This is a genomic window from Bradyrhizobium sp. UFLA05-109 (genome assembly GCF_054185165.1).
The window spans coordinates 28,252-46,971 of sequence record NZ_JBBIAR010000041.1 but is presented as its reverse complement, the minus strand read 5'-3'; the positions used below and the strand labels follow the sequence as shown (position 1 = coordinate 46,971).

Genomic DNA, 18,720 nt, shown 5'->3' with positions numbered 1-18,720 from the left:
ATTGGTAAGGGAGTCAGATGTTGAAGCTTAAGGACGGGTCGTTGTTGGTCGAGCGTTGCTTGATTGGCGGAGAGTGGATCGGCACGCCGACCGTGCCTGTGCTAAACCCGGCTACAGGCGAAAGGGTCGCCTCGGTGCCGAATTTAGGCGCAGACGAAGCGACACAGGCCGTCCGTGCGGCTCAAGCGGCGTTTCCGCGTTGGTCGGGGCTGACAGCCAAGCAGCGTGCAATAGTGCTGCGAAAGTGGTTCGATCTGATCATCGAAAACAGAGATGACTTAGCGCTGCTCTTGACAGCGGAGCAGGGCAAGCCCCTGGCCGAGGCAAAGGGAGAGATCGACTACGCTGCGTCCTTCGTGGAGTTCTACGCCGAAGAGGCGCGACGGGTGTACGGAGAAACTATTCCGTCGCATCAGCCCAACGCCCGTATCCTGGTGATCAGGCAACCGGTGGGCGTCGTTGCTGCCATTACACCCTGGAATTTCCCGGCGGCGATGGTCACGCGCAAGGTGTCTCCTGCGATTGCGGTCGGCTGCACGATCGTGCTCAAGCCAGCGCCGGAAACGCCGCTGACTGCGCTCGCGCTGGGAGTTCTTGCTGAACGGGCGGGCATACCTGCCGGCGTCGTCAACATCGTCACGGGTGATGCGCCGGCGATCGGCAAAATACTTACCGAAGAACCCGCCGTGCGCGCGATTAGCTTCACGGGGTCTACAGATGTCGGGAAGCTCCTGATGCGTCAGGCGGCTTCAACCGTGAAGAAAGTCGGGCTCGAGCTCGGGGGCAACGCGCCGTTCATCGTATTCGAGGATGCCGATCTAGATGCTGCGGTGGAGGGAGCCGTTGTCTCGAAGTTCCGCAACATGGGCCAGACCTGCGTTTGTGCGAATCGTCTCTACGCCCAAGACGCTATCTACGACGCATTCGTCGAGAAGCTGGCAAAGAGGGTTAGCGAGTTGCGGCTTGGAAACGGCCTCGACGCCGGCGTAAGCCAGGGACCGTTGATCAACGCCAAGGCGGTCGACAAGGTTGAGAGGCATGTCAGGGACGCGAAGGAGAAGGGGGCTCGCGTGGTTGTTGGCGGCCGCCGTCACGCACTCGGGCAGACGTTCTTTGAACCGACTGTGCTGGCCAATGTCACCGCCGAGATGCTGGTGACAAGGGAAGAGACCTTCGGACCGGTTGCTCCGGTTTATCGGTTCAGCGACGAGGCGGATGTCATCGCGCAAGCCAACGCCTCGCCGTTTGGCCTTGCATCCTATTTTTACACGCGCGACTTGGGTCGCGCGTTTCGAGTAGCCGAAGCGTTGGAGGCCGGAATGGTGGGCATCAATTCGCCACTTGTCGGCGTCGACGTCGCACCGTTCGGTGGCGTCAAGCAATCGGGGCTTGGGCGTGAGGGGTCCCGCCACGGCATCGACGAATATGTCGACATCAAATACATGCTTGTTGCAGGCATTTGAGGACGGCACGGCCGTTCGATCCATCGCCCGCACGACGATCTAACCGAAACGGGCTGGCCCGAATTCGAGGGCCGGCCCGAAGAGTTCCCTTTTCGGTTGCGAGGCGCGACCGGTTGCCTGTTCATTCGCAAAGTGCCGGCGCATCAGCGTGTACCCTGACTGGCTCCATCCTGGCCGCATCCTAGGTCGATCATTCGATGTGGCGGCCCGAAATATGACTATAGATAGGTCGACAAAGTCTGGGCCAATTTGGCCAGAACGGGCCCCCATTTGCTGGTCAGGGTCTTTCGATCCATCGCTATCGTCTGTGCAACACAGTTGACCGACATACGAGCGGTGCCGTCGCGCGACACCAGAGGCGCCGCGACGCTCCGGATATTCTGGCGCCACGTTGTATCGACGGTGCAGAAGCCTCGCTCTATGACGTCCAGTCGTGCTTGATCGATCTCTGCTTCTAGGACTTTCCAATCCTCGGGATAATGTGGCGCTAGCCTCACGAGCAATTCGTGGCGGTCTTCCGAACCGAGTGCTGCGATATAAGCTCGACCGGTTGCCGTGCGAGCCATATCGACTGCAGAGCCAACGCTAAAGAAGTAGGGCATCGCGACGCCGCTGCAACGGTCGACGTAGATCATATGCTGAGGTGGATCGGGGCAGGCGAGAGATACGGTACAGCCGCTGTCAGTTGCCAGACGTTGCAATTGCTCGTGTGCCACGGGCAAAATTTTCATGTTGCTTAGTAGCGAGAAGCCCAGTGTCAGCACACGCGGACGCAGCCGGTATTTGCCTCGAGCGGAGTCATATTCGAGGTAGCCCGCGTCCACCAATGCGCGCGTCAGCCGCGAAACGGTAGTTTTAGGAAGGCCGGTTGCGGCAGAGATTTCCGCGTTTCCAAGAAGATCGCGATCCGGCCCAAAAGCCTCGAGCACATCGAGACCTCGAAGAAGGGCGCCGGAAGGATTGGCGGGCTCACCGAGATTCGCTGTCGACTGATCGCCGGGCGATCTTCGTCCGGGCATGTCCTTGATCCTCCATCAGCCACTGCGTCGGGCACGTTTCATATCGGATTCGCCCCAGCCTGGCCGGTATTGACCATCCTGCTACGCCATGCTCTAAGTTTCGATATACGGAACAATAGGGCCGCATAATGAAACATCAGGGCGGGGCGCTGACCGGCTTCAAAGTCGTGGACCTTTCGCGGGTGCTCGCCGGGCCATTTTGCACCCAAATTCTCGGGGACCATGGCGCCGAGGTGCTCAAGGTCGAACCTCCGTCGGGAGACGAAACCCGAACATGGGGGCCGTTCACGCCAGCTGGCAGCGCCTATTACAGCGGCATCAATCGGAACAAGCGGCACACTTCCATCGACCTTGCCAGGCCCGAGGGACGAGAGCTTCTCATGCGGTTGCTGGATGGGGCCGACGTCCTCATCCACAATTTCAAAGCCGGGACGCTTGAGCGGTGGGGCATCGGCTACGACGATGTTCTCTCGAAGAAGTTTCCGCGCCTGATCTATTGCCAAATCACGGGGTTTGGCGAAGACGGTCCGCTTGGGGGGATGCCTGGCTATGACTCTGTGGTTCAGGCGATCGCGGGATGCATGAGCGTCAACGGCAGTCCGGACTCCGGACCGCTGCGCGCGGGAATGTCGATCGTCGATATCGGCACGGGCATGAATGCGCTCGCAGCGATTCTGATGGCTGCCCTGGAACGTGAACGCTCAGGCTTGGGACAAAAGATAGACGTCTGTCTCTATGATTGCGCGCTGACCTATTTGCATCCGCATGCCGTTGGCTTTTTGCAGGCCGGGCACGTGCCGACACGCAGCGGCAACCAGCACCCGTCCATCGCTCCGTACGAAGAATTTCAGACCAGGACTGGTCCGATGTTTGTCGGCATCGGGAACGATCGGCAGTTCCGGGTTGCGTGTGATTTTCTGGGATGTCGCGGCTTGGCGGAAGATCCAGAATTCGCGACCAACGCGCAGCGCGTCAAGAACCGCGCGGCGCTCAGAGGAATTCTCCAAAGCATCTTCGCGGATTGCGACGGCAGAGACGTAAGTGAACGACTTCTGAAAAAAGGTGTTCCCGCGAGTGCGATCCTCGACGTGCCTGAGGTCTTGTCGGCGCCGCATACCGCGCACCGCTCCATGATCCTGTCCGACGGTGACTACAAGTCGCTTGGCTTTCCAATCAAGTTTTCACGTACGCCGGGCAGCTTGCGTTCGAAACCAAAACTGCTTGGTGAAGACACCCGTGGCGTCCTTCGTGAAGCAGGTCTGCGGGAGGAAGAGGTCGATGCCATCATCGCGGAGCGCATCGCGATCGAGCCAGACCAGATGGTGTGAAATCACCGCAAGCCGTCAACAAGCACAATAACATGCGAGGAAATGACCAAGTGAAGCGCCTTCTCACGATTCTGACCGCGATTGCGCTGCCGTTCGGACAACAGGCGCTGGCGGCCGACGACGGGCCTATCAGAATTGGCGTTCTGAATGACTCGTCCGGTCTATATGCGGATCTCAGCGGCGAAGGGTCGGCCGTCGCAGCTCGCATGGCAGTCGAGGAATTCGGTGGGGAGCTGCTTGGACGAAAAATAGAAGTCGTGCACGCTGACCACCAAAACAAGCCGGACATTGCCTCCTCGATCGTTCGAAAGTGGATCGACGTCGACCATGTGTCTCTCGTGGCGGATGGCGGACCGAGCTCTATCGCAAGTGCGGTTCAGGAGCTCGCTCGAGAAAAGAGGTTCGTTTTTGTGATCGCCGGAGGCTTTGCTTCGACTTTAACGGGGCCAGGTTGTGCGGCCACCTCATTTCAGTTCGCGCCCGATACCTATGCGCTGTCATCCGCCCCGACCCGTGCAGCGGTCGCAAAGGGGCTCGATACCTGGTTCTTCCTGACTGCCGACTACACCTTTGGTCACGCCCTGGACAAGGATGCCTCGGCGGCTGTCAAAGCTGCGGGCGGCAAGGTGCTGGGCCACGTTCTGCACCCACTCAATTCGTCAGACTTTTCGTCGTTCCTCCTCCAGGCGCAATCCTCAAAAGCCAAGGCCGTAGGTCTTGCGAACGCTGGTGGGGATTTCAGCAACGCTCTGAAGCAAGCCCAAGAGTTCGGTTTGACGCAGATGGGGCAACATCTGGTCGGCTTCCTCGTTCTGCATAGTGACATACAGGCAATCGGACTTCCGGCCGCACAAGGACTCCAGTTCGCTACAGCCACCTATTGGGATATCGACGATAAGACCCGGGCTTGGTCGCAATCCTTCATGAAGCGCTACCGCGGCAAGCCGCCGACGATGGTCCAATCACTCACCTATTCGGGCGTACTTCATTGGCTCAAGGCAGCCAAAGAAGCGGGAACGTTGGACGGCGAGAAAGTCGCAGCAAAGATGCGCGAACTGAAGGTCGATGACGTGTTCGTCCACAACGCTTCAATCCGATCCGACGGGCGCGTCATGGAGGACCTCACGATGGTCGAGGTGAAGTCGCCGCCGGAATCGCGGTACCCGTTCGATGATCTCAAGATCATCGGACATTTGGACGGAACCACGACGTATCGGTCCCTTGCCGAGGGCGGCTGTCCTCTCGCTCAATCTCAAAGATAGGAACGTTCCATGGATGTGCCTTTTGATCCCGCCACCCATCGGCGTTTCAAGAACCGGTGGTTTGAGGATTTTATATTGGGGGAGAAGTTCGTTCTTCCGAGCAGGACCATGACGGACGCGCTCTTCTTGGCATTTCAAAGCGCAAGCGGTGACAACCATCCAGTTCACTACGACGTCGAATACTGTCGCCGAAGAGGGATGCCTCACATGCTGGCCCACGGCTATCAAATCGTGATCCAAACCGCAGCAGGAGCCGGGGAGTTTCCCTTCATGGTCGAGGACAGTTTGATCGGATTCCTGGATCAATCGTCGAAGTTCTTACATCCGGTCTACAGTGGAGACACACTCTATCCCGCACTCGAAGTCGCCGAGCTATCTCCCAACAGGACCACAGGCGTAATCGGGTTGAAGAGCACCGTTTACAACCAGTCATCCAAACTGGTCCTGGAAGGGGTCCAGCGCTACTTGGTCCGAAAAAAGGTCGCGCAATGATCCCCACAACGGATCCGTCTAAGGTCGTCAGGTATGAGCTGATCGGCAATATCGCAAGAATCACAATCGACCGGTCTCCTGTAAACGCTGTGAGCCTCGAACTAATTCGTGACGTCGTCGCGGCGTTTCGACGAGCTGCCTCAGACGGTGATGCGCGGGCGGTCATTCTATCCAGCGCACTCGCGAACAGCTTCTCTGCGGGGCTAGACCTCGACCTAGTCGTCGGAAGAACTGGCGAAGAAGTCCGCGAGTTGCTTCAGGAGCTCTACATGAACCTGTTTGATGCGCAATATAGCCTAGGCAAGCCGTCAATTGCGGCGGTTGGCGGTGCGGCGCGTGGGGGCGGAATGACCTTGGCCGTCTCATGCGACGTGGTTTTGGCTGGAGACGGTGCAACGTTTGGCTATCCTGAGATCGACCTCGGCGTGGTGCCTGCGATCCACTATGTTCACCTGCCGCGTATCGTCGGTCGGCATCGCGCATTCGAGCTCCTATTTAGCGGCCGCGTGTTCGATGCCAAAGAAGCGGTCGAGCTTGGAATCGTTAACAGGGTGGTCGCGGGAAGTGAGCTCGATCGAGCTGCCCTAGCGCTTGCGAACACCTTCGCGGCGAAGCCCGAACAATCGATGCGCTTGGGGCGCGCCGCGCTCATGCGACAGATTGATGAGAATTATCGACGCGGAGTCGCAAATGCGGTCGAGGACTTCTGCAATGTCGTCGTGACCCCCTCCGCTCAGGCGAGACTTCGGGCATTCGTCGAGAGAAAAGGGCGGAAACCATAGTCTCAGGCCACCGGCCTCCAGTGGTTGATCCGATCGGCGGTTTGATTTTTGCGAGGATTTAAATGAAAAAGCTAGTTGCAATCGGCTTGCTGGCCATCGGTGCTGCCTTCGCATCGCCGGCCAGCGCCACCTATCCGGACCGTCCAATCAAGCTGATCGTGCCGTTCGCGGCGGGCGGACCGACCGATGTGCTTGCACGCAATCTGGCGGAGGGGCTGCGCGCCCTTCTTCCAAAGCCGGTCATCGTCGAGAACAAACCTGGTGCGGCGCAAACATCGGCTCGGAGTTCGTCGCGAAATCCCAGCCCGACGGTTATACGCTGCTGTTCGGAACGTCCACACTGGCCATCAACACAAGCTTGTACGAGAAGATTGGATACGACCCAATCAAGAGCTTTGATCCAGTAATTATGCTCGGCAAAATGCCCAACGTGTTGGCCGCGAACGTGGACGTTCCGGCGGGAAATCTTAGCGAGTTGGTCGCTTACGCAAAGTCGGGAAAAAAGCTGGCCTTTGCTAGCTCCGGCACGGGCACGACAACACATCTTGCCGGTGAGCTATTCAATTCTCGCGAAGGACTCGAACTCCTTCATGTGCCCTATCGCGGGGCCGCCCCCGCTATGAACGACGTCCTCGCCGGACAAGTGCAGTTGGTTATTGCCGACGTTTTCGTGGCCGCAACGCAGATCAAAGCGGGGACGATCAAGGCCATCGGCGTTACCACAATCGAACGAACGCCTTTGTTGCCTGACGTCCCGACCTTGGACGAGCAGGGTCTGAAAGGATTCGATTCAAGTGTCTTCTTCGGTGTCTTCGCCCCCAAAGGAACACCGCCTGATGTCGTTGCGAAACTCAACGAAGCGTTCATGTCCGCGCTCTCGGACGCGAGCGTAAAATCCGCGCTCGAGTCGCAAGGCATGATTCCGGCAACCTCGACAAGGCCGGAATATTTGGCTGATTTCCTCGCCGGCGAAATTCCGCGGTGGCGTGAAATCATCGAGAAGATCGGCCTTCCCAAACAGTAGCACCATTTCTGAGTTCACTGCGCTTGGTATTCACGCGTGGTCGAACACAAGCCTTAAGAGGAGACGCGCAATTGGATAGACTGACCGGTCGAGCAGCATTTCTTCGACTGCTCCAGGACGAAGGCGTGACGCATCTGTTTGGAAACCCAGGCACCACCGAGTTGGCGCTGATGGAGGCGCTGCCGGGTGCCGACCTGCGCTACGTGCTTGGCCTTCAGGAATCGGTGGTCGTATCAATGGCAGACGGGTTTGCCCGCGCATCGGGTCAACTCACCGCGTGCAACTTGCATTGCACGCCGGGGCTTGGGCACGCGATGGGTGCCCTGTACAATGCCAAGTTTGCAGGATCGCCGATTATCATCACCGCCGGCCAATATGAGATCGGATACGGCCTGCGTGAGCCGATGCTTTATGAACCGTTGGTACCAATCGCTCAGCCGCTGGTGAAGTGGGCGCACGAGGTTCAGCGCGTCGAGGATCTTCCGACGGTCGTTCGTCGCGCGGCGAAAGTCGCCCTTACGCCTCCGTTCGGGCCTGTCTTTCTAAGCCTGCCGGGCAGCATTCTCGACGACGAGGCAGACCTCGAGTTGGGTCACAAGACACGCGTTCTTTCGCATGGCGTACCGACTGACAGCGTACGCGATCAGATCGTTCGCGCTATGCGTGACAGCGTGGCGCCCATAATAATTGCCGGCCGTGAGTTATCTGAACAAGATGCCATGTCGGAGGCTGGGCAGCTGGCCGAACTGCTCGGGGCTCCCGTGTATCACGAGCCCATCCCGTACAACACGAGATTCCCTGTTGATCACGCGGCGTTCATGGGTGACTTGTCGCGCAACCAGACCCGCGTCCGGGAAATACTTTCACGGCACGATCTGCTCATCGTGCTCGGGGCCGACCTGCTGCGAATGTCAGCCTTCAGCGAGGTCGATCCAATGCCTCCGGGCCTGAGGGTGGTTCACATCTCCGAGCGGGAATGGGAGCTTGGAAAGAACTATCAAACGCAGTTCGCCATTCGGGCGGGCGTAAAGGACACGCTTGTTGGTCTCCTTCCCCACTTAAAGGAGCGGCTTTCGGCCGAACAAAAGCGGTCGGCTGAGAAGAGGCTAGCTTCCATCAGTTCAGCAAACTGGGGCGTGCAGAGGGAAACGTTCATTCGCTCAGCGAGCGAAAAGATGAAGAACCAGCCAATAGATCCCGCCTGCCTGGCAATGCTGGTCGCGCAGGTCATTCCTGAGGGCACGATTGTAGTGGAGGAAGCCCCGACGACCGCTCCACTTTTGTCGTCTGTTCTTAAAGTCGACGGACCACGCGACTTCATGGGGTTGTCCAGCGGAGGGCTTGGCTTTGCGATGGGCGGATCGGTTGGTGCAGCTCTGGCGAGAGAGGGGAGCTCCGTTGTGGCTCTCGTTGGAGACGGTAGCGCCATGTTCGCGATCCAGGCGTTGTGGACCGCATCCCAGCTCAAACTTCCCATCACCTACGTGATCGCAAACAACAGATCATATCGGATTATCAAGGAACGATTGGTTTCGATGCGCAATGCAGATCACTTCATCGGGATGGATTTTGCAGATCCACCTCTTGATTTCATATCATTGGCGCGCGGATTGGGGGTGGAGGCGGTGAGGGTTGATCGCCCAGACGAGTTGGAATCCGCGCTCACGAAAGCAATTGCTTCTCGCAAGCCCGTACTCGTCGATGTGATGATCGATCCTGGCCAGCCCAGGGTCCGCAGCGCCTAGCGAAGAAATAGCCTGACAATCCAGTAGCCCATCTGGCGCACACACCGCGTTCGGCCGCAATTTGAGTTGACGCCGCGCGGGTCGTCCAGACAGGAGAGCGCAAATGAGACCAGCGACGACCGCGATCGACACGTTACAGTCGGAAATCGACTGCCTGCGTAGTGACGACGTCAATGAGATTGCGCTCTTCAGAAAGATCACACTAAGGCTGATACCCTTTCTGCTGTTCGCTTACGTGCTTTGTTACATTGATCGGTCGAACATCAGTTTTGCGTATCTCCGGTTTAAAGCCGACGTGGGTCTGACGGATGCATCGTATGGGCTCGGTGTTGGCATTTTCTATCTTGGTTACGTGGTCTTCGAAGTGCCGAGCAACATGTTGCTCGAACGGATCGGGGCGCGGGCGGCGATTCTGCGTATCATGGTATTGTGGGGTGTCGTTTCGGCTTCGACAGCGTTCGTTAGCTCGCCATTCCAGCTCTACATCATGCGGATCCTGCTCGGCATGGCGGAAGCGGGCTTTTTCCCCGGGCTGATTCTCTATCTCACATACTGGTTTCCGGCGACGCGGCGCGCCGGCGCAACCTCGCTGCTCATGGTCGCTCTGTGCGTCGCTGGTGTTGTTGGCGGCCCACTGTCCGGCGGGATCATGGAACTCTTCGGCGACGCGCACGGGCTGAAGTCGTGGCAATGGATGTTCTTGCTCGAAGGCGCTCCGGCCGTACTGATGGGAATTGCACCTATTTCTATCTGGACAATGGTCCCGAAGATGCGACCTGGTTGACCCGTGCCGAAAAGCAATATCTGCGCGCAAAGCTCGAGGAGGAGCAGGTAGGCAAGCAACGCCTGCATGGCAATGGGGCGATTTTCGCCCAATTGCTTCGTGACCCACGTGTCTATCTCTTGGCGCTCGCCTACTCATTTACGCCGTGGGCGATTAGTGTTCTCAATTTCTGGGGACCCGCAATCATCCGCGGATCGGGTATCGGCAGTCCCGCACTGATCGGCTTGCTCACTACGATACCAAATATCGCGGGAGCAATTTCGATGATCACCGTCGGACGGCATTCGGACCGTTTGCAGGAGCGGCGTTGGCACTTCATGGCGAGCGTGTCGACGACGGCTGTCGGGGCGCTGCTGCTCGCTACGTTCCATACGAGTTGGATACCCGCGATCGTGTTTCTGACACTCGTGAGTGTGGGGCAGTATGGAGCGTTTTCGGTGTTTTGGTCGATTCCACCAACCTATTTATCCAAGAGTACAGCGGCGATCGGGATCGCCATTGTCAGCAGCCTTGGCCAGATATCGGGACTGCTGTCATCGTGGGTTCTTGGTGTGCTTAGCGAAGTGACGGGCAGCATGGTGGTCGGCCTTTATGCCGTTGCAGCAATCCAGATCGCGACGGGCCTCATCGTCGTCGTCGGCTTTCGCAACGAACTCGCCACTGCGCATACCGCTCGGTGATCGCGCTCCGAGCTTGGCTGCCTTGCCGTCGGCTAGCGCCTGTTGGGACGAGCCGTACGCTACGGCGATGCGCCTCAGCCTCCGTGAGCTATTCGAATCTTGGTTTCGAGTTGTTGAACAGCGTATTGTCGCGACCATCATACTCAATAAATGACAACGCCGAATCGCTACACGCTGGTGACGGCCCTCTGCTCAGTTGCGGCACGGTGCCAGGCTGCATAGTCGTCGGGCTTCGAGGGCTTCATCGAGAGCCGTGCGGGAATAATCTTGGGTTGAGCTCGAGGCCTTACGTTCAATAGAAGGCGGGGATCCTAGGAGGGGTCCCGGCGTTTAGGAGGAAGCGTCCGCGGAACGCTATGTGACTGGCGCTAACGGGTGGCCGTGGTTCGGATGAATTGGACGCCTGCTTAGGCTTTCGGAGATAGGTGTTCCCGCAGAAGCCACAGCCGATCTGTGCCCCAGAAGAGTTCGCCGGTCCTATCAAGGACAAATGTTGGGACACCAAATACGCCTTGCATTTCGGCTTGCAGAGTAATTCTCTTGCACTGGCGAACCCCGGCGCCCGACGAGATCAATTCGTCGAATGCCGCGCCTTCCGCTCCCGCTTCGACAACGAGAGCTCTAATCGCCACCGCATCTTCGATGTCGAGCTCGCCGCGCCAAAACCGCTCGCAGAGAGTATCGTGATATTGGCGGAATACGGTGTCGTGTGTTTGCGTTGCGAGGAGCAGGCCGATATGCGCCAACGTAGGATTATAGATCTTGCGGGTGCCGCGGATGATGAGATTGCGTCGTGCCCCAAGCCGTCTTGCGTCCATGTAGGAATAGCGGACTTTACGCCAATCTCGCTCGGTTCGCTCTTCGACGGCGCCGCCGTATGCGCCCTCCAAGTCGATGGCGAACGGCAGCCAGACAAGGTCTACGTCGAATTCACGCTCAAGCGCGAACGCCTCTTCCTTGACAAGATAGGAAAACGGACTGCGGTAGTCGACGTAGATTGTAACTCTCGCCGTCATCTGCGTTCGTTCGGGCTTAGCTGATTGTATTCGAGCGGTATTGGGGACCGCCGAAGAGATTGGTGCGCGCTTCCTCGCTCTTCGTAACGTCGACCCACTGATCCAGAAGCAGTTTGAGGCCTCGCTCTACTGGTGGCCGGCTGCGGATAGCGCTGTACCAGCGGGCGACCTTCGGCAAATCATCGAGACTCTGATTGGCCATCTTGTGGATGCGAACCCAGGGAAAGCACGCAATGTCGGCGATTGAATATTCGCCTGCCAGATAGTTACGACCATCAAGCCGTTGTTCCATCACGCTCAGCAGGCGCCGACCTTCCTTGGTGTAACGGTCGATGGCATAGGGGACTTTCTCGGTCGCATAACGGTGGAAGTGCTGCGCTTGACCGAGCATGGGGCCCAGTCCGCCCATTTGCCACATCAGCCATTGCATAACTTCCGACCGCGCTCGGCGATTGGCCGGCATGAGCTGTCCCGTCTTTTCCGCGAGGTAAGCCAGAATTGCGCCTGTCTCGAAGACGGTGATCGGTTGGCCGCCAGGGCCATCCTGATCGACGATCGTCGGTACCTTGTTGTTCGGATTGAGGGCGAGGTAATCGGGCCTGAATTGTGCGCCTTGGGTGATGTCGACCGGGTGCACTTCGTAGGCCAGGCCGACTTCCTCAAGCATGATCTGAACCTTGTGACCGTTGGGCGTCGGCCAAGTGTAGAGATGGATCATAGCTTTTCCTCGCTTTCCAAGGGGCGGCAAGCCCAGTGAACCAGCAGAATTTTCGTGTAATAAAAAAATAACGATGTTATGTCAAGCTAAGTGGGTCGGGCAGGGCTCGCAGTGCTCTAGAAGCAGGGATGTCGAGCCGCCATTTCATCGGGTGGGGTTGACCTGAGGGATCAGTCGCGGCGAAAACTGCGGCGGGCATCGCGGATACGGGCGATGTCGGCTTGACGACAGTTTCAAACAAAAGGCGGCGGCTGCCCCATGGCAAACGGTTCGGATCCAGGAGTCGAGAAGCGCAAGGCAGCCGTGAGCGCATTCAAGCGGGCGCTGATCAGGGACGCTGCGAAGCGTGTCTTCGTTGAAGCCGGATTGGATGGAGCGTCTGTCCGCGAGATTGCCAAGGCGGCCGGATATACGACCGGCGCGCTCTATGCCCAGTACGCGAGCAAGGAAGAAGTCTACGCAGACATTCTTCGAGAGTCCCTGACCGACATGGCAAATGCGGTCGAAGGCGCTGCTGCTAAGGCATCGGTCGGCCGAAAGGGGGCAGCGGCGCTGCGTGCCTGGTTCGAGTACTTCCGCGATAGTCCCTCGGAGTATGATCTTGGTTTCTACCTATATGGCGGGGCGAAGCCTGCTGGAGTGGGCAAGGAACTGAACCGAGAGTTGAATGTTCGACTAAAGCGGGTCTACGCCGCGGCTGCCGATGCCTTGGAGGCCGACGGCCTCGTGAACGCCGCTGATAAGCATGAAAAAGCCATCGCAGGAGCCTCTTGGATGTTTGGTTTGCTCCTGATGCTGAGGACGGGACGCCTTCGGATACTCTCGGTCGACTCCGAGCAACTTGTCGACGAGTGTATCGCCACATTCTATCGGGGAACTGCTGACGTTGCGGGAGCCAAGTCTCGGCGCACTCGGGATTGAGTTCGGCTGTTCCGCGGCCGCAGCGCCTGCGGGCACCCGGGGCTGGCATACGAAGTTCTTCGGATAATTAGATGGTATGGCTGGAGCTTTGGACAGCGACAAAGCCTCGCCAGCGCGGCGCTTGTCGCTTCTAAATAACTATGTTATTTGCAGAGAACATCAAGATAAACGGATGGCTTCGGGAGGTTAACAAATGCTCAAGGGGCTGAGTCCGACGCTTGCGCCGAGTTACGTCAGCGGGGTGACTACGACGCCCCTTCTCGGTTTGACGATCGGTGAGTGCTTTGACGCTGTCGCTCGCGCCCATCCTGATCGGTTGGCACTCGTGGTCCGGTCGCAGGGCATTCGCTGGACCTATCGCGAACTCACTGTCGCGGTCGATCAATTCGCAAGCGGCCTGGCGTCCCTTGGGTTGGTGGCTGGAGAAAGGGTAGGCATCTGGTCTCCTAACAATGCCGAATGGGTCGTCGCGCAGTTCGCTACTGCCAAGCTAGGTCTCATTCTTGTAACCATCAATCCTGCTTATCGTCCGCATGAACTGGAGTATGCGCTGAGGAAGGTGGGGTGCGCGGCGCTCATTACCGCGACGGCCTTCAAATCGAGCGACTACATCGGCATGCTGAAGCAGCTAGCCCCGGAAATCGCAACCAGCACGGCCGGGCGCCTGAGCCTCAAGGCGCTTCCGGAACTGCGTGCGATCATTCAAATTGGAAAAGCGGCGGTGCAGGGGCTTCTCTCATTTGATGAGGTGCGGCGGCGCGGAGTGGGATCGCCGCCTCCTTCGGTGAAGCTTCGCTTCGACGATCCGATCAACATCCAGTTCACCAGCGGAACGACAGGTGCACCAAAGGGAGCCACCCTTACGCACCACAACATTCTCAATAACGGCTTCTTCTGCGGGCAATCCCTGGGCCTTACGCCTGAAGACAAATTGTGCATTCCCGTGCCGTTTTATCATTGCTTTGGGATGGTCCTCTCCAATCTGACTTGCGTCACCCACGCTGCGACCATGGTCGTTCCTGGCGAGGCGTTTGACGCTCTCAGTGTGCTCGAGGCCGTGGAGGCGGAGCGCTGCACGGCACTGCATGGCGTCCCTACGATGTTCTTATCCATTCTCGAGCATCCCGAGTTTGTGCGTTTCAACCTGTCTTCCCTGCGAACCGGCGTCATGGCGGGGTCGCCGTGTCCTATCGAGGTGATGCGTCGTGTCGTCGACGAGATGGGAATAGGTGAGATCACGATTGCGTACGGGATGACCGAAACCAGCCCTATCAGCTTCCAGAGCGAACGGGATGACCCGCTGGAGCGCCGCGTCTCCACGGTTGGCAAAATATTCCCCCACGTCGAGGTCAAGATTGTCGACGAGTTGGGGCATGTCGTTCCGCGCGGCGTACAGGGAGAACTGTGCACGCGCGGCTATTCCGTCATGCGTAGTTATTGGGACGATCCGGAGAAGACCGCGGAAGCCATTGACGAAGCCGGCTGGATGCACACGGGAGACCTGGCCACCATCGACGCGGAAGGCTATTGCAACATCACCGGCCGGATCAAGGACATGGTGATCCGAGCCGGGGAGAACATCTATCCCCGCGAAATCGAGGAGTTTCTTTATCGGCATCCGAAGGTGCAGGATGTCCAGGTTTTCGGCGTGCCCGATCGGAAGTTTGGCGAAGAGATCTGCGCTTGGATCCGGCTCAAGGATGGGCAGAGTTGTGACGAAGAAGGTATCCGTTCCTTCTGTCGCGGCTCGATCGCTCACTACAAGGTGCCTCGCTATGTCCGCTTCGTGGAAAACTTCCCGATGACGGTGAGCGGGAAGGTCCAGAAGTTCGTGATGCGCGAGGCAATGGCGCGTGAACTCGCGCTGTCCGAGGCGCGGACCGCCTAGGTCGAGAATATGCGGAGAATGAGCGGATGATCGGGCTCAGACGCGAGGCGGTTTGCCTTCCGCAATATCGATCGACCGCTATCGGCGCTGCCTTTGTAGAATGCGCAGGGGTTCGGAGAATATTGGTGCAGGCAGACTGCGGGCAGATCGTGCCTCTGGAAGTCCCTTTTGGCATGTCCGATGGCCAACTTCGGGCGGAAGTCGCCAAGGGACAGTTGATAGCCCTAATGTGCTTGTCGGCCGGGACGGTGCTGCTGTTTGCATTGCTGTTCCTGAGCTAGCTGGATGGTGGCAGACCAGGGCAGGAGAGACCGACGCTGCCTCGGCCGCTCTGCCTCAGGAGGCGACCGGCCGGGACGGCAGCGAGCGAGCTTGCGTGGGGGCCTGCAGCGGCTATCGTCCCGTTCCGGCGGGCTCCTTGCTTCGTGCGGCTCCATGAAGCGCTCATAGCTTTGACATTCGAACAACCAGACTGGGATTGGTTTCCGTGGCGAAGAATGCGAACGACGCGCAACTCGATGCCGCTCAAAGTGCGCGGTTGGATGATGTAGACCGGAAGCTGCTGGCTTTGCTGGCTACAGATTCGACCCGCAGCTATACTGAGCTGGGGAAGCTGGTGCATCTGTCTGCGCCAGCCGTGCATGAACGCGTCAAGCGCCTCAAGCAGGACAAGGTCATCAAGGCAACAGTTGCAAGCCTCGATGGCGCCAAGCTCGGACGGCCGCTCTTGGCCTTCGTGCACGTTGACACCAAGCTTTGGGCAAAGACCCACCAGTTACTGGAGCTTTCAGACCTGCCTGACGTGGAGGAGATGCACACGATCACCGGGGAGAGCGCGATGCTGCTCAAGATCCGGACCCGAGATGCGCAATCCCTGGAGGATCTGTTGGTCCGAATTCACGGCATCGAAGGCATCGAAGCAACTCGCAGTCACATCGTCTTGTCCACGTACCTGGAGCGCGGTCCCAATCCACGCCTCGGCTGACCCGCGACGATGGGCAGCCGGTAGGACTGACATATTGACCTTATCATCGCTCCTATCAGTCCGCGACATATTTGACGCTTTTCGTGCCACACAACAGGAGGTTATCCTCATCGGATGACGTGCCGCGCTGCGGCCGGGGACGCAAATTTTGAGCGCCAAAGACGAACTTCGAGCCTTAGCTTTCTGGAGCGACCTCCTGACCGAGCGGGAGGCGTCGACCGTGATCAAAGGGATCAGCGAGCGGCATTTCCCGGCCGGATCCTACATCTGCCATCGAGGCGATCGCTTTGACTTTTGGACCGGCGTCGTCACAGGTCTTGTCAAGATGAGCGCGATCTCCGAGAGCGGCAAGCAGATGACCTACGGTGGTGTCAGCGCCGGTGGTTGGTTCGGTGAAGGCACGATCATGAAGGACGAATTGCGCAAATACGATCTTGTGGCGCTCCGAGAGACGCATCTGGCGATGGTGAGCCGGACCACGTTCATGTGGCTATTTGACAATAGCGTGCGGTTCGCCCAGTTCATCGCGCATCAGCTCAACGAAAGAATGGGTCAGTTCATCGCGACGATTGAATCCGATCGGCTCCACGATCCGGCCGCACGTGTGGCCCGGCATTTAATCTGGCTGTTTAACCCGGTGCTCTATCCTAACACGCGTGGCCACATCGAGATTACACAGGAGGAACTCGGGCTCCTTGCCGGAATGTCGCGGCAGGCCGCGAACCAAGCTCTTGCGATCCTGGAGGCCGAGGGACTTGTCGAGGCTCGGCATGCCAGGATAGCGGTGCCGAGTCTCGAGAGGTTGAATCGCTATGGAGCGAGTGATCCCGTCGATGAATGATTGACGGCGCTGCCCGCAGGGCGGGACTAGCGATCCGCCATCGCCGCAGGCCAACAGCCGGGCTAGGCCGGCAGTTTCCAGGTGATGTCCTTGCCCTTCAGCTCGCGGAAACGACGCGCGTTCGCCTCAAGGCTCTTGGGGTCTGACATGCCACGCGAGAGGAAGTCCAGATCCAGGCGCGCGGCTGAATCGATTGCCGCCATCGCCGTTGCCTGTAACGCCCGTTTCGAGAACGCGTAGGCGGGGTAGCAATCGGGCTTCACATGGGCGGCCCAGGTTACCGCTGCGTCCAGAAGCTCGGCGGGTGCGGTTGTCTTCTGCACGACATTCATGCGGCACGCCGCCTCCAGATCGTACACCTGCCCGAACAGCGTGAACTCGGCGGCTGCCTGCGTACCGATCGCGTACTTGATGATCTCGCAATACACCGCCGGCATCGGAATCCCGATCGGGACCTCGTTCAGCGCGAACTGCGCCGCCCCCGTCGCGGCGATGCGATAGTCGCAGTTGATCGCGGTGATGAACCCGCCGGCATAAGCATGGCCATTGATCGCCGCCACGGTGGGGCGAGGATAAGTGAATAGCCTGAGGTTAGTCGCGCGATAGGCAGCGAACCATCGATCGATCTCCTTGATATCGCGGCGCGCGAACATCGCGAAATGATGGTCCAGGTCGAGGCCGGCGGTGAACACCTTGCCAGTCCCGGTCAGAACGACGGCACAATCACCGTACTCAGTCTCAAGACGATCGAAGGCTGCATGCAGGTCATCGAAGAATGCCGGATTCTGGGCATTCACTTTGTTGGTGTTCATCGTGACGACGACGACGTGGTCATGTTTGCGTTCGATAGCCCAAGGCATGTTCGTCCTCCTTCATGGTGCGGTCGACCAGATTGACGCCGATGCTCTCTTTGCTCAATCGAGCTTGAATACGGACTTGGCATTCTTCGCGAGGAACGCGGCCTTCGCCGGCTCACCGAGGTCAAGAGTGTCGAGGCCGGCGATGCATTCACCTGCCGGCCAGAACGGATGATTAGAGCCAAAAAGGACGCGATGTCGCGCATTGCCGCGCATGTAGTCGACCAACTCCCTCGGGTAGCGGCTCACCTTATAGGCCGAGGTATCGATGAAGATGTTAGGGTACTTCATGACGAGCGAGAGCATTTCGCCGAGCCAGGGTACGCCGATGTGGCCACCGACGATGCGCAGCTCAGGGAATTCGATGGCGACGCGATCGATATAGGGGATGGGGCGTCCAGGCTCCGACTCCCGAAGCGGGCCGGCGTGCCCCACCTGGGTGCAGAACGGAATGTCGAGCTCGCAACATTCGGCAAAAAGTGGGTAGTAACGGCGGTCGTCGGGCGGAAGACCCCATATCCATGGCAGCACGCGCAGCCCCTTGAACCCGTCTTGCTTGACGCGGCGGCGGAGCTCGCGCACGCCGTCCATCGGTCGGTAGAGGTCGACAGACGCAATCCCGACGAAGCGGCCAGGATGTGTTCGGCAGCAATGAGCGACCTCATCGTTGCTGATCATCGGGCCGGACGGCCCGTGCCACGCACATAGCATTCCTACAGACACGCCGGCTTGATCCATTTCCGCAAGAGTTGCCTCTATTGGTTGGCTCGTCTCGGACCATTTGCCTGGTTTCCACCGCCGCAAGGAGTCGAACATGGGATTGGCGATCCATTCAGCGTTCGGATGCTGCATCCAAGCATCAACGATCATGCGAAGCTCCCTAGTTAAATCTGCCTTGGCAACCAACGAGAACAT

Annotated in this window: 20 protein-coding genes; 15 read left to right on the top strand and 5 right to left on the bottom strand. The window is 58.6% G+C overall.

Going from position 1 to position 18,720, the window contains the following annotated elements:
- The first annotated feature begins 17 nt into the window (after positions 1-17).
- A complete protein-coding gene (locus Q3C01_RS27335) occupies positions 18-1,463 on the top strand; it encodes an NAD-dependent succinate-semialdehyde dehydrogenase (RefSeq protein WP_458148396.1) in 1,446 nt (481 codons plus the stop codon).
- Positions 1,464-1,681: 218 nt separating this feature from the next.
- Here the strand turns inward: Q3C01_RS27335 and Q3C01_RS27330 are convergent, their stop codons facing one another.
- The gene (locus Q3C01_RS27330) at positions 1,682-2,482 is read right to left on the bottom strand and encodes an IclR family transcriptional regulator (protein ID WP_458148395.1); all 801 of its coding nucleotides are present in this window, start codon (positions 2,480-2,482) and stop codon (positions 1,682-1,684) included.
- 128 nt (positions 2,483-2,610) lie between these two features.
- On the opposite strand from Q3C01_RS27330, the gene Q3C01_RS27325 reads away from it, so the two are divergent.
- From Q3C01_RS27325 to Q3C01_RS27285, 9 genes are all read left to right on the top strand, one after another.
- On the top strand, positions 2,611-3,810 hold the full coding sequence (locus Q3C01_RS27325; protein WP_458148394.1) for a CaiB/BaiF CoA transferase family protein: 1,200 nt from the start codon (positions 2,611-2,613) through the stop codon (positions 3,808-3,810).
- 50 nt (positions 3,811-3,860) lie between these two features.
- Positions 3,861-5,072, top strand: coding sequence for an ABC transporter substrate-binding protein (locus Q3C01_RS27320; RefSeq protein WP_458148393.1), 1,212 nt, complete (start codon positions 3,861-3,863; stop codon positions 5,070-5,072).
- 9 nt (positions 5,073-5,081) lie between these two features.
- Positions 5,082-5,564 carry a MaoC family dehydratase gene (locus Q3C01_RS27315; protein ID WP_458148392.1) on the top strand — a complete coding sequence of 161 codons (483 nt, stop codon included), beginning with the start codon at positions 5,082-5,084 and terminating at the stop codon, positions 5,562-5,564.
- On the top strand, positions 5,561-6,346 hold the full coding sequence (locus tag Q3C01_RS27310; protein WP_458148391.1) for an enoyl-CoA hydratase/isomerase family protein: 786 nt from the start codon (positions 5,561-5,563) through the stop codon (positions 6,344-6,346). Before Q3C01_RS27315 ends, Q3C01_RS27310 begins: the two co-directional genes overlap by 4 nt.
- A 62-nt stretch (positions 6,347-6,408) precedes the next feature.
- Complete coding sequence (locus tag Q3C01_RS27305; RefSeq protein WP_458148390.1) at positions 6,409-6,753, top strand: hypothetical protein; 345 nt, start codon at positions 6,409-6,411, stop codon at positions 6,751-6,753.
- Complete coding sequence (locus Q3C01_RS27300) at positions 6,666-7,370, top strand: Bug family tripartite tricarboxylate transporter substrate binding protein (RefSeq protein ID WP_458148432.1); 705 nt, start codon at positions 6,666-6,668, stop codon at positions 7,368-7,370. The genes Q3C01_RS27305 and Q3C01_RS27300 overlap by 88 nt, the downstream gene beginning before the upstream one ends.
- Before the next feature lie 71 nt (positions 7,371-7,441).
- Positions 7,442-9,115 (top strand): thiamine pyrophosphate-binding protein, encoded by a 1,674-nt coding sequence (locus Q3C01_RS27295; protein ID WP_458148389.1) that lies wholly within the window; start codon positions 7,442-7,444, stop codon positions 9,113-9,115.
- Positions 9,116-9,218: 103 nt separating this feature from the next.
- Positions 9,219-9,899, top strand: coding sequence for an MFS transporter (locus Q3C01_RS27290; RefSeq protein WP_458148388.1), 681 nt, complete (start codon positions 9,219-9,221; stop codon positions 9,897-9,899).
- On the top strand, positions 9,896-10,579 hold the full coding sequence (locus Q3C01_RS27285) for an MFS transporter (RefSeq protein WP_458148387.1): 684 nt from the start codon (positions 9,896-9,898) through the stop codon (positions 10,577-10,579). The genes Q3C01_RS27290 and Q3C01_RS27285 overlap by 4 nt, the downstream gene beginning before the upstream one ends.
- Positions 10,580-10,986: 407 nt before the next feature.
- Here the strand turns inward: Q3C01_RS27285 and Q3C01_RS27280 are convergent, their stop codons facing one another.
- Positions 10,987-11,595, bottom strand: coding sequence for a DsbA family protein (locus Q3C01_RS27280; protein ID WP_458148386.1), 609 nt, complete (start codon positions 11,593-11,595; stop codon positions 10,987-10,989).
- Between the two features lie 16 nt (positions 11,596-11,611).
- A complete protein-coding gene (locus tag Q3C01_RS27275) occupies positions 11,612-12,313 on the bottom strand; it encodes a glutathione S-transferase family protein (protein ID WP_458148385.1) in 702 nt (233 codons plus the stop codon).
- Between the two features lie 258 nt (positions 12,314-12,571).
- On the opposite strand from Q3C01_RS27275, the gene Q3C01_RS27270 reads away from it, so the two are divergent.
- The 5 genes from Q3C01_RS27270 (at position 12,572) to Q3C01_RS27250 (ending at position 16,948) form a co-directional block, all read left to right on the top strand.
- On the top strand, positions 12,572-13,234 hold the full coding sequence (locus Q3C01_RS27270) for a TetR/AcrR family transcriptional regulator (RefSeq protein ID WP_458148384.1): 663 nt from the start codon (positions 12,572-12,574) through the stop codon (positions 13,232-13,234).
- 193 nt (positions 13,235-13,427) lie between these two features.
- The gene (locus Q3C01_RS27265) at positions 13,428-15,122 is read left to right on the top strand and encodes an AMP-binding protein (RefSeq protein WP_458148383.1); all 1,695 of its coding nucleotides are present in this window, start codon (positions 13,428-13,430) and stop codon (positions 15,120-15,122) included.
- 26 nt (positions 15,123-15,148) lie between these two features.
- Positions 15,149-15,403 (top strand): hypothetical protein, encoded by a 255-nt coding sequence (locus Q3C01_RS27260; protein ID WP_458148382.1) that lies wholly within the window; start codon positions 15,149-15,151, stop codon positions 15,401-15,403.
- A 206-nt stretch (positions 15,404-15,609) separates the two neighbouring features.
- Positions 15,610-16,107 (top strand): Lrp/AsnC family transcriptional regulator, encoded by a 498-nt coding sequence (locus Q3C01_RS27255; RefSeq protein ID WP_458148381.1) that lies wholly within the window; start codon positions 15,610-15,612, stop codon positions 16,105-16,107.
- Positions 16,108-16,255: 148 nt separating this feature from the next.
- A complete protein-coding gene (locus tag Q3C01_RS27250; RefSeq protein WP_458148380.1) occupies positions 16,256-16,948 on the top strand; it encodes a Crp/Fnr family transcriptional regulator in 693 nt (230 codons plus the stop codon).
- 62 nt (positions 16,949-17,010) lie between these two features.
- Here the strand turns inward: Q3C01_RS27250 and Q3C01_RS27245 are convergent, their stop codons facing one another.
- Entirely contained in the window at positions 17,011-17,808 is a 798-nt protein-coding gene (locus Q3C01_RS27245) for an enoyl-CoA hydratase/isomerase family protein (protein ID WP_458148379.1), read from the bottom strand.
- Between the two features lie 54 nt (positions 17,809-17,862).
- Positions 17,863-18,720: an amidohydrolase family protein gene (locus Q3C01_RS27240; protein WP_458148378.1), complete on the bottom strand. Its 858-nt coding sequence runs from the start codon at positions 18,718-18,720 to the stop codon at positions 17,863-17,865.

Bases quoted from the DNA above. Each gene is read 5' to 3' on its own strand.
- Q3C01_RS27335 (WP_458148396.1), top strand. From the start codon at position 18: ATGTTGAAGCTTAAGGACGGGTCGTTGTTGGTCGAGCGTTGCTTGATT.
- Q3C01_RS27330 (WP_458148395.1), bottom strand. From the start codon at position 2,482: ATGCCCGGACGAAGATCGCCCGGCGATCAGTCGACAGCGAATCTCGGT.
- Q3C01_RS27325 (WP_458148394.1), top strand. From the start codon at position 2,611: ATGAAACATCAGGGCGGGGCGCTGACCGGCTTCAAAGTCGTGGACCTT.
- Q3C01_RS27315 (WP_458148392.1), top strand. From the start codon at position 5,082: ATGGATGTGCCTTTTGATCCCGCCACCCATCGGCGTTTCAAGAACCGG.
- Q3C01_RS27310 (WP_458148391.1), top strand. From the start codon at position 5,561: ATGATCCCCACAACGGATCCGTCTAAGGTCGTCAGGTATGAGCTGATC.
- Q3C01_RS27305 (WP_458148390.1), top strand. From the start codon at position 6,409: ATGAAAAAGCTAGTTGCAATCGGCTTGCTGGCCATCGGTGCTGCCTTC.
- Q3C01_RS27290 (WP_458148388.1), top strand. From the start codon at position 9,219: ATGAGACCAGCGACGACCGCGATCGACACGTTACAGTCGGAAATCGAC.
- Q3C01_RS27280 (WP_458148386.1), bottom strand. From the start codon at position 11,595: ATGACGGCGAGAGTTACAATCTACGTCGACTACCGCAGTCCGTTTTCC.
- Q3C01_RS27275 (WP_458148385.1), bottom strand. From the start codon at position 12,313: ATGATCCATCTCTACACTTGGCCGACGCCCAACGGTCACAAGGTTCAG.
- Q3C01_RS27270 (WP_458148384.1), top strand. From the start codon at position 12,572: ATGGCAAACGGTTCGGATCCAGGAGTCGAGAAGCGCAAGGCAGCCGTG.
- Q3C01_RS27265 (WP_458148383.1), top strand. From the start codon at position 13,428: ATGCTCAAGGGGCTGAGTCCGACGCTTGCGCCGAGTTACGTCAGCGGG.
- Q3C01_RS27260 (WP_458148382.1), top strand. From the start codon at position 15,149: ATGATCGGGCTCAGACGCGAGGCGGTTTGCCTTCCGCAATATCGATCG.
- Q3C01_RS27245 (WP_458148379.1), bottom strand. From the start codon at position 17,808: ATGCCTTGGGCTATCGAACGCAAACATGACCACGTCGTCGTCGTCACG.
- Q3C01_RS27240 (WP_458148378.1), bottom strand. From the start codon at position 18,720: ATGTTCTCGTTGGTTGCCAAGGCAGATTTAACTAGGGAGCTTCGCATG.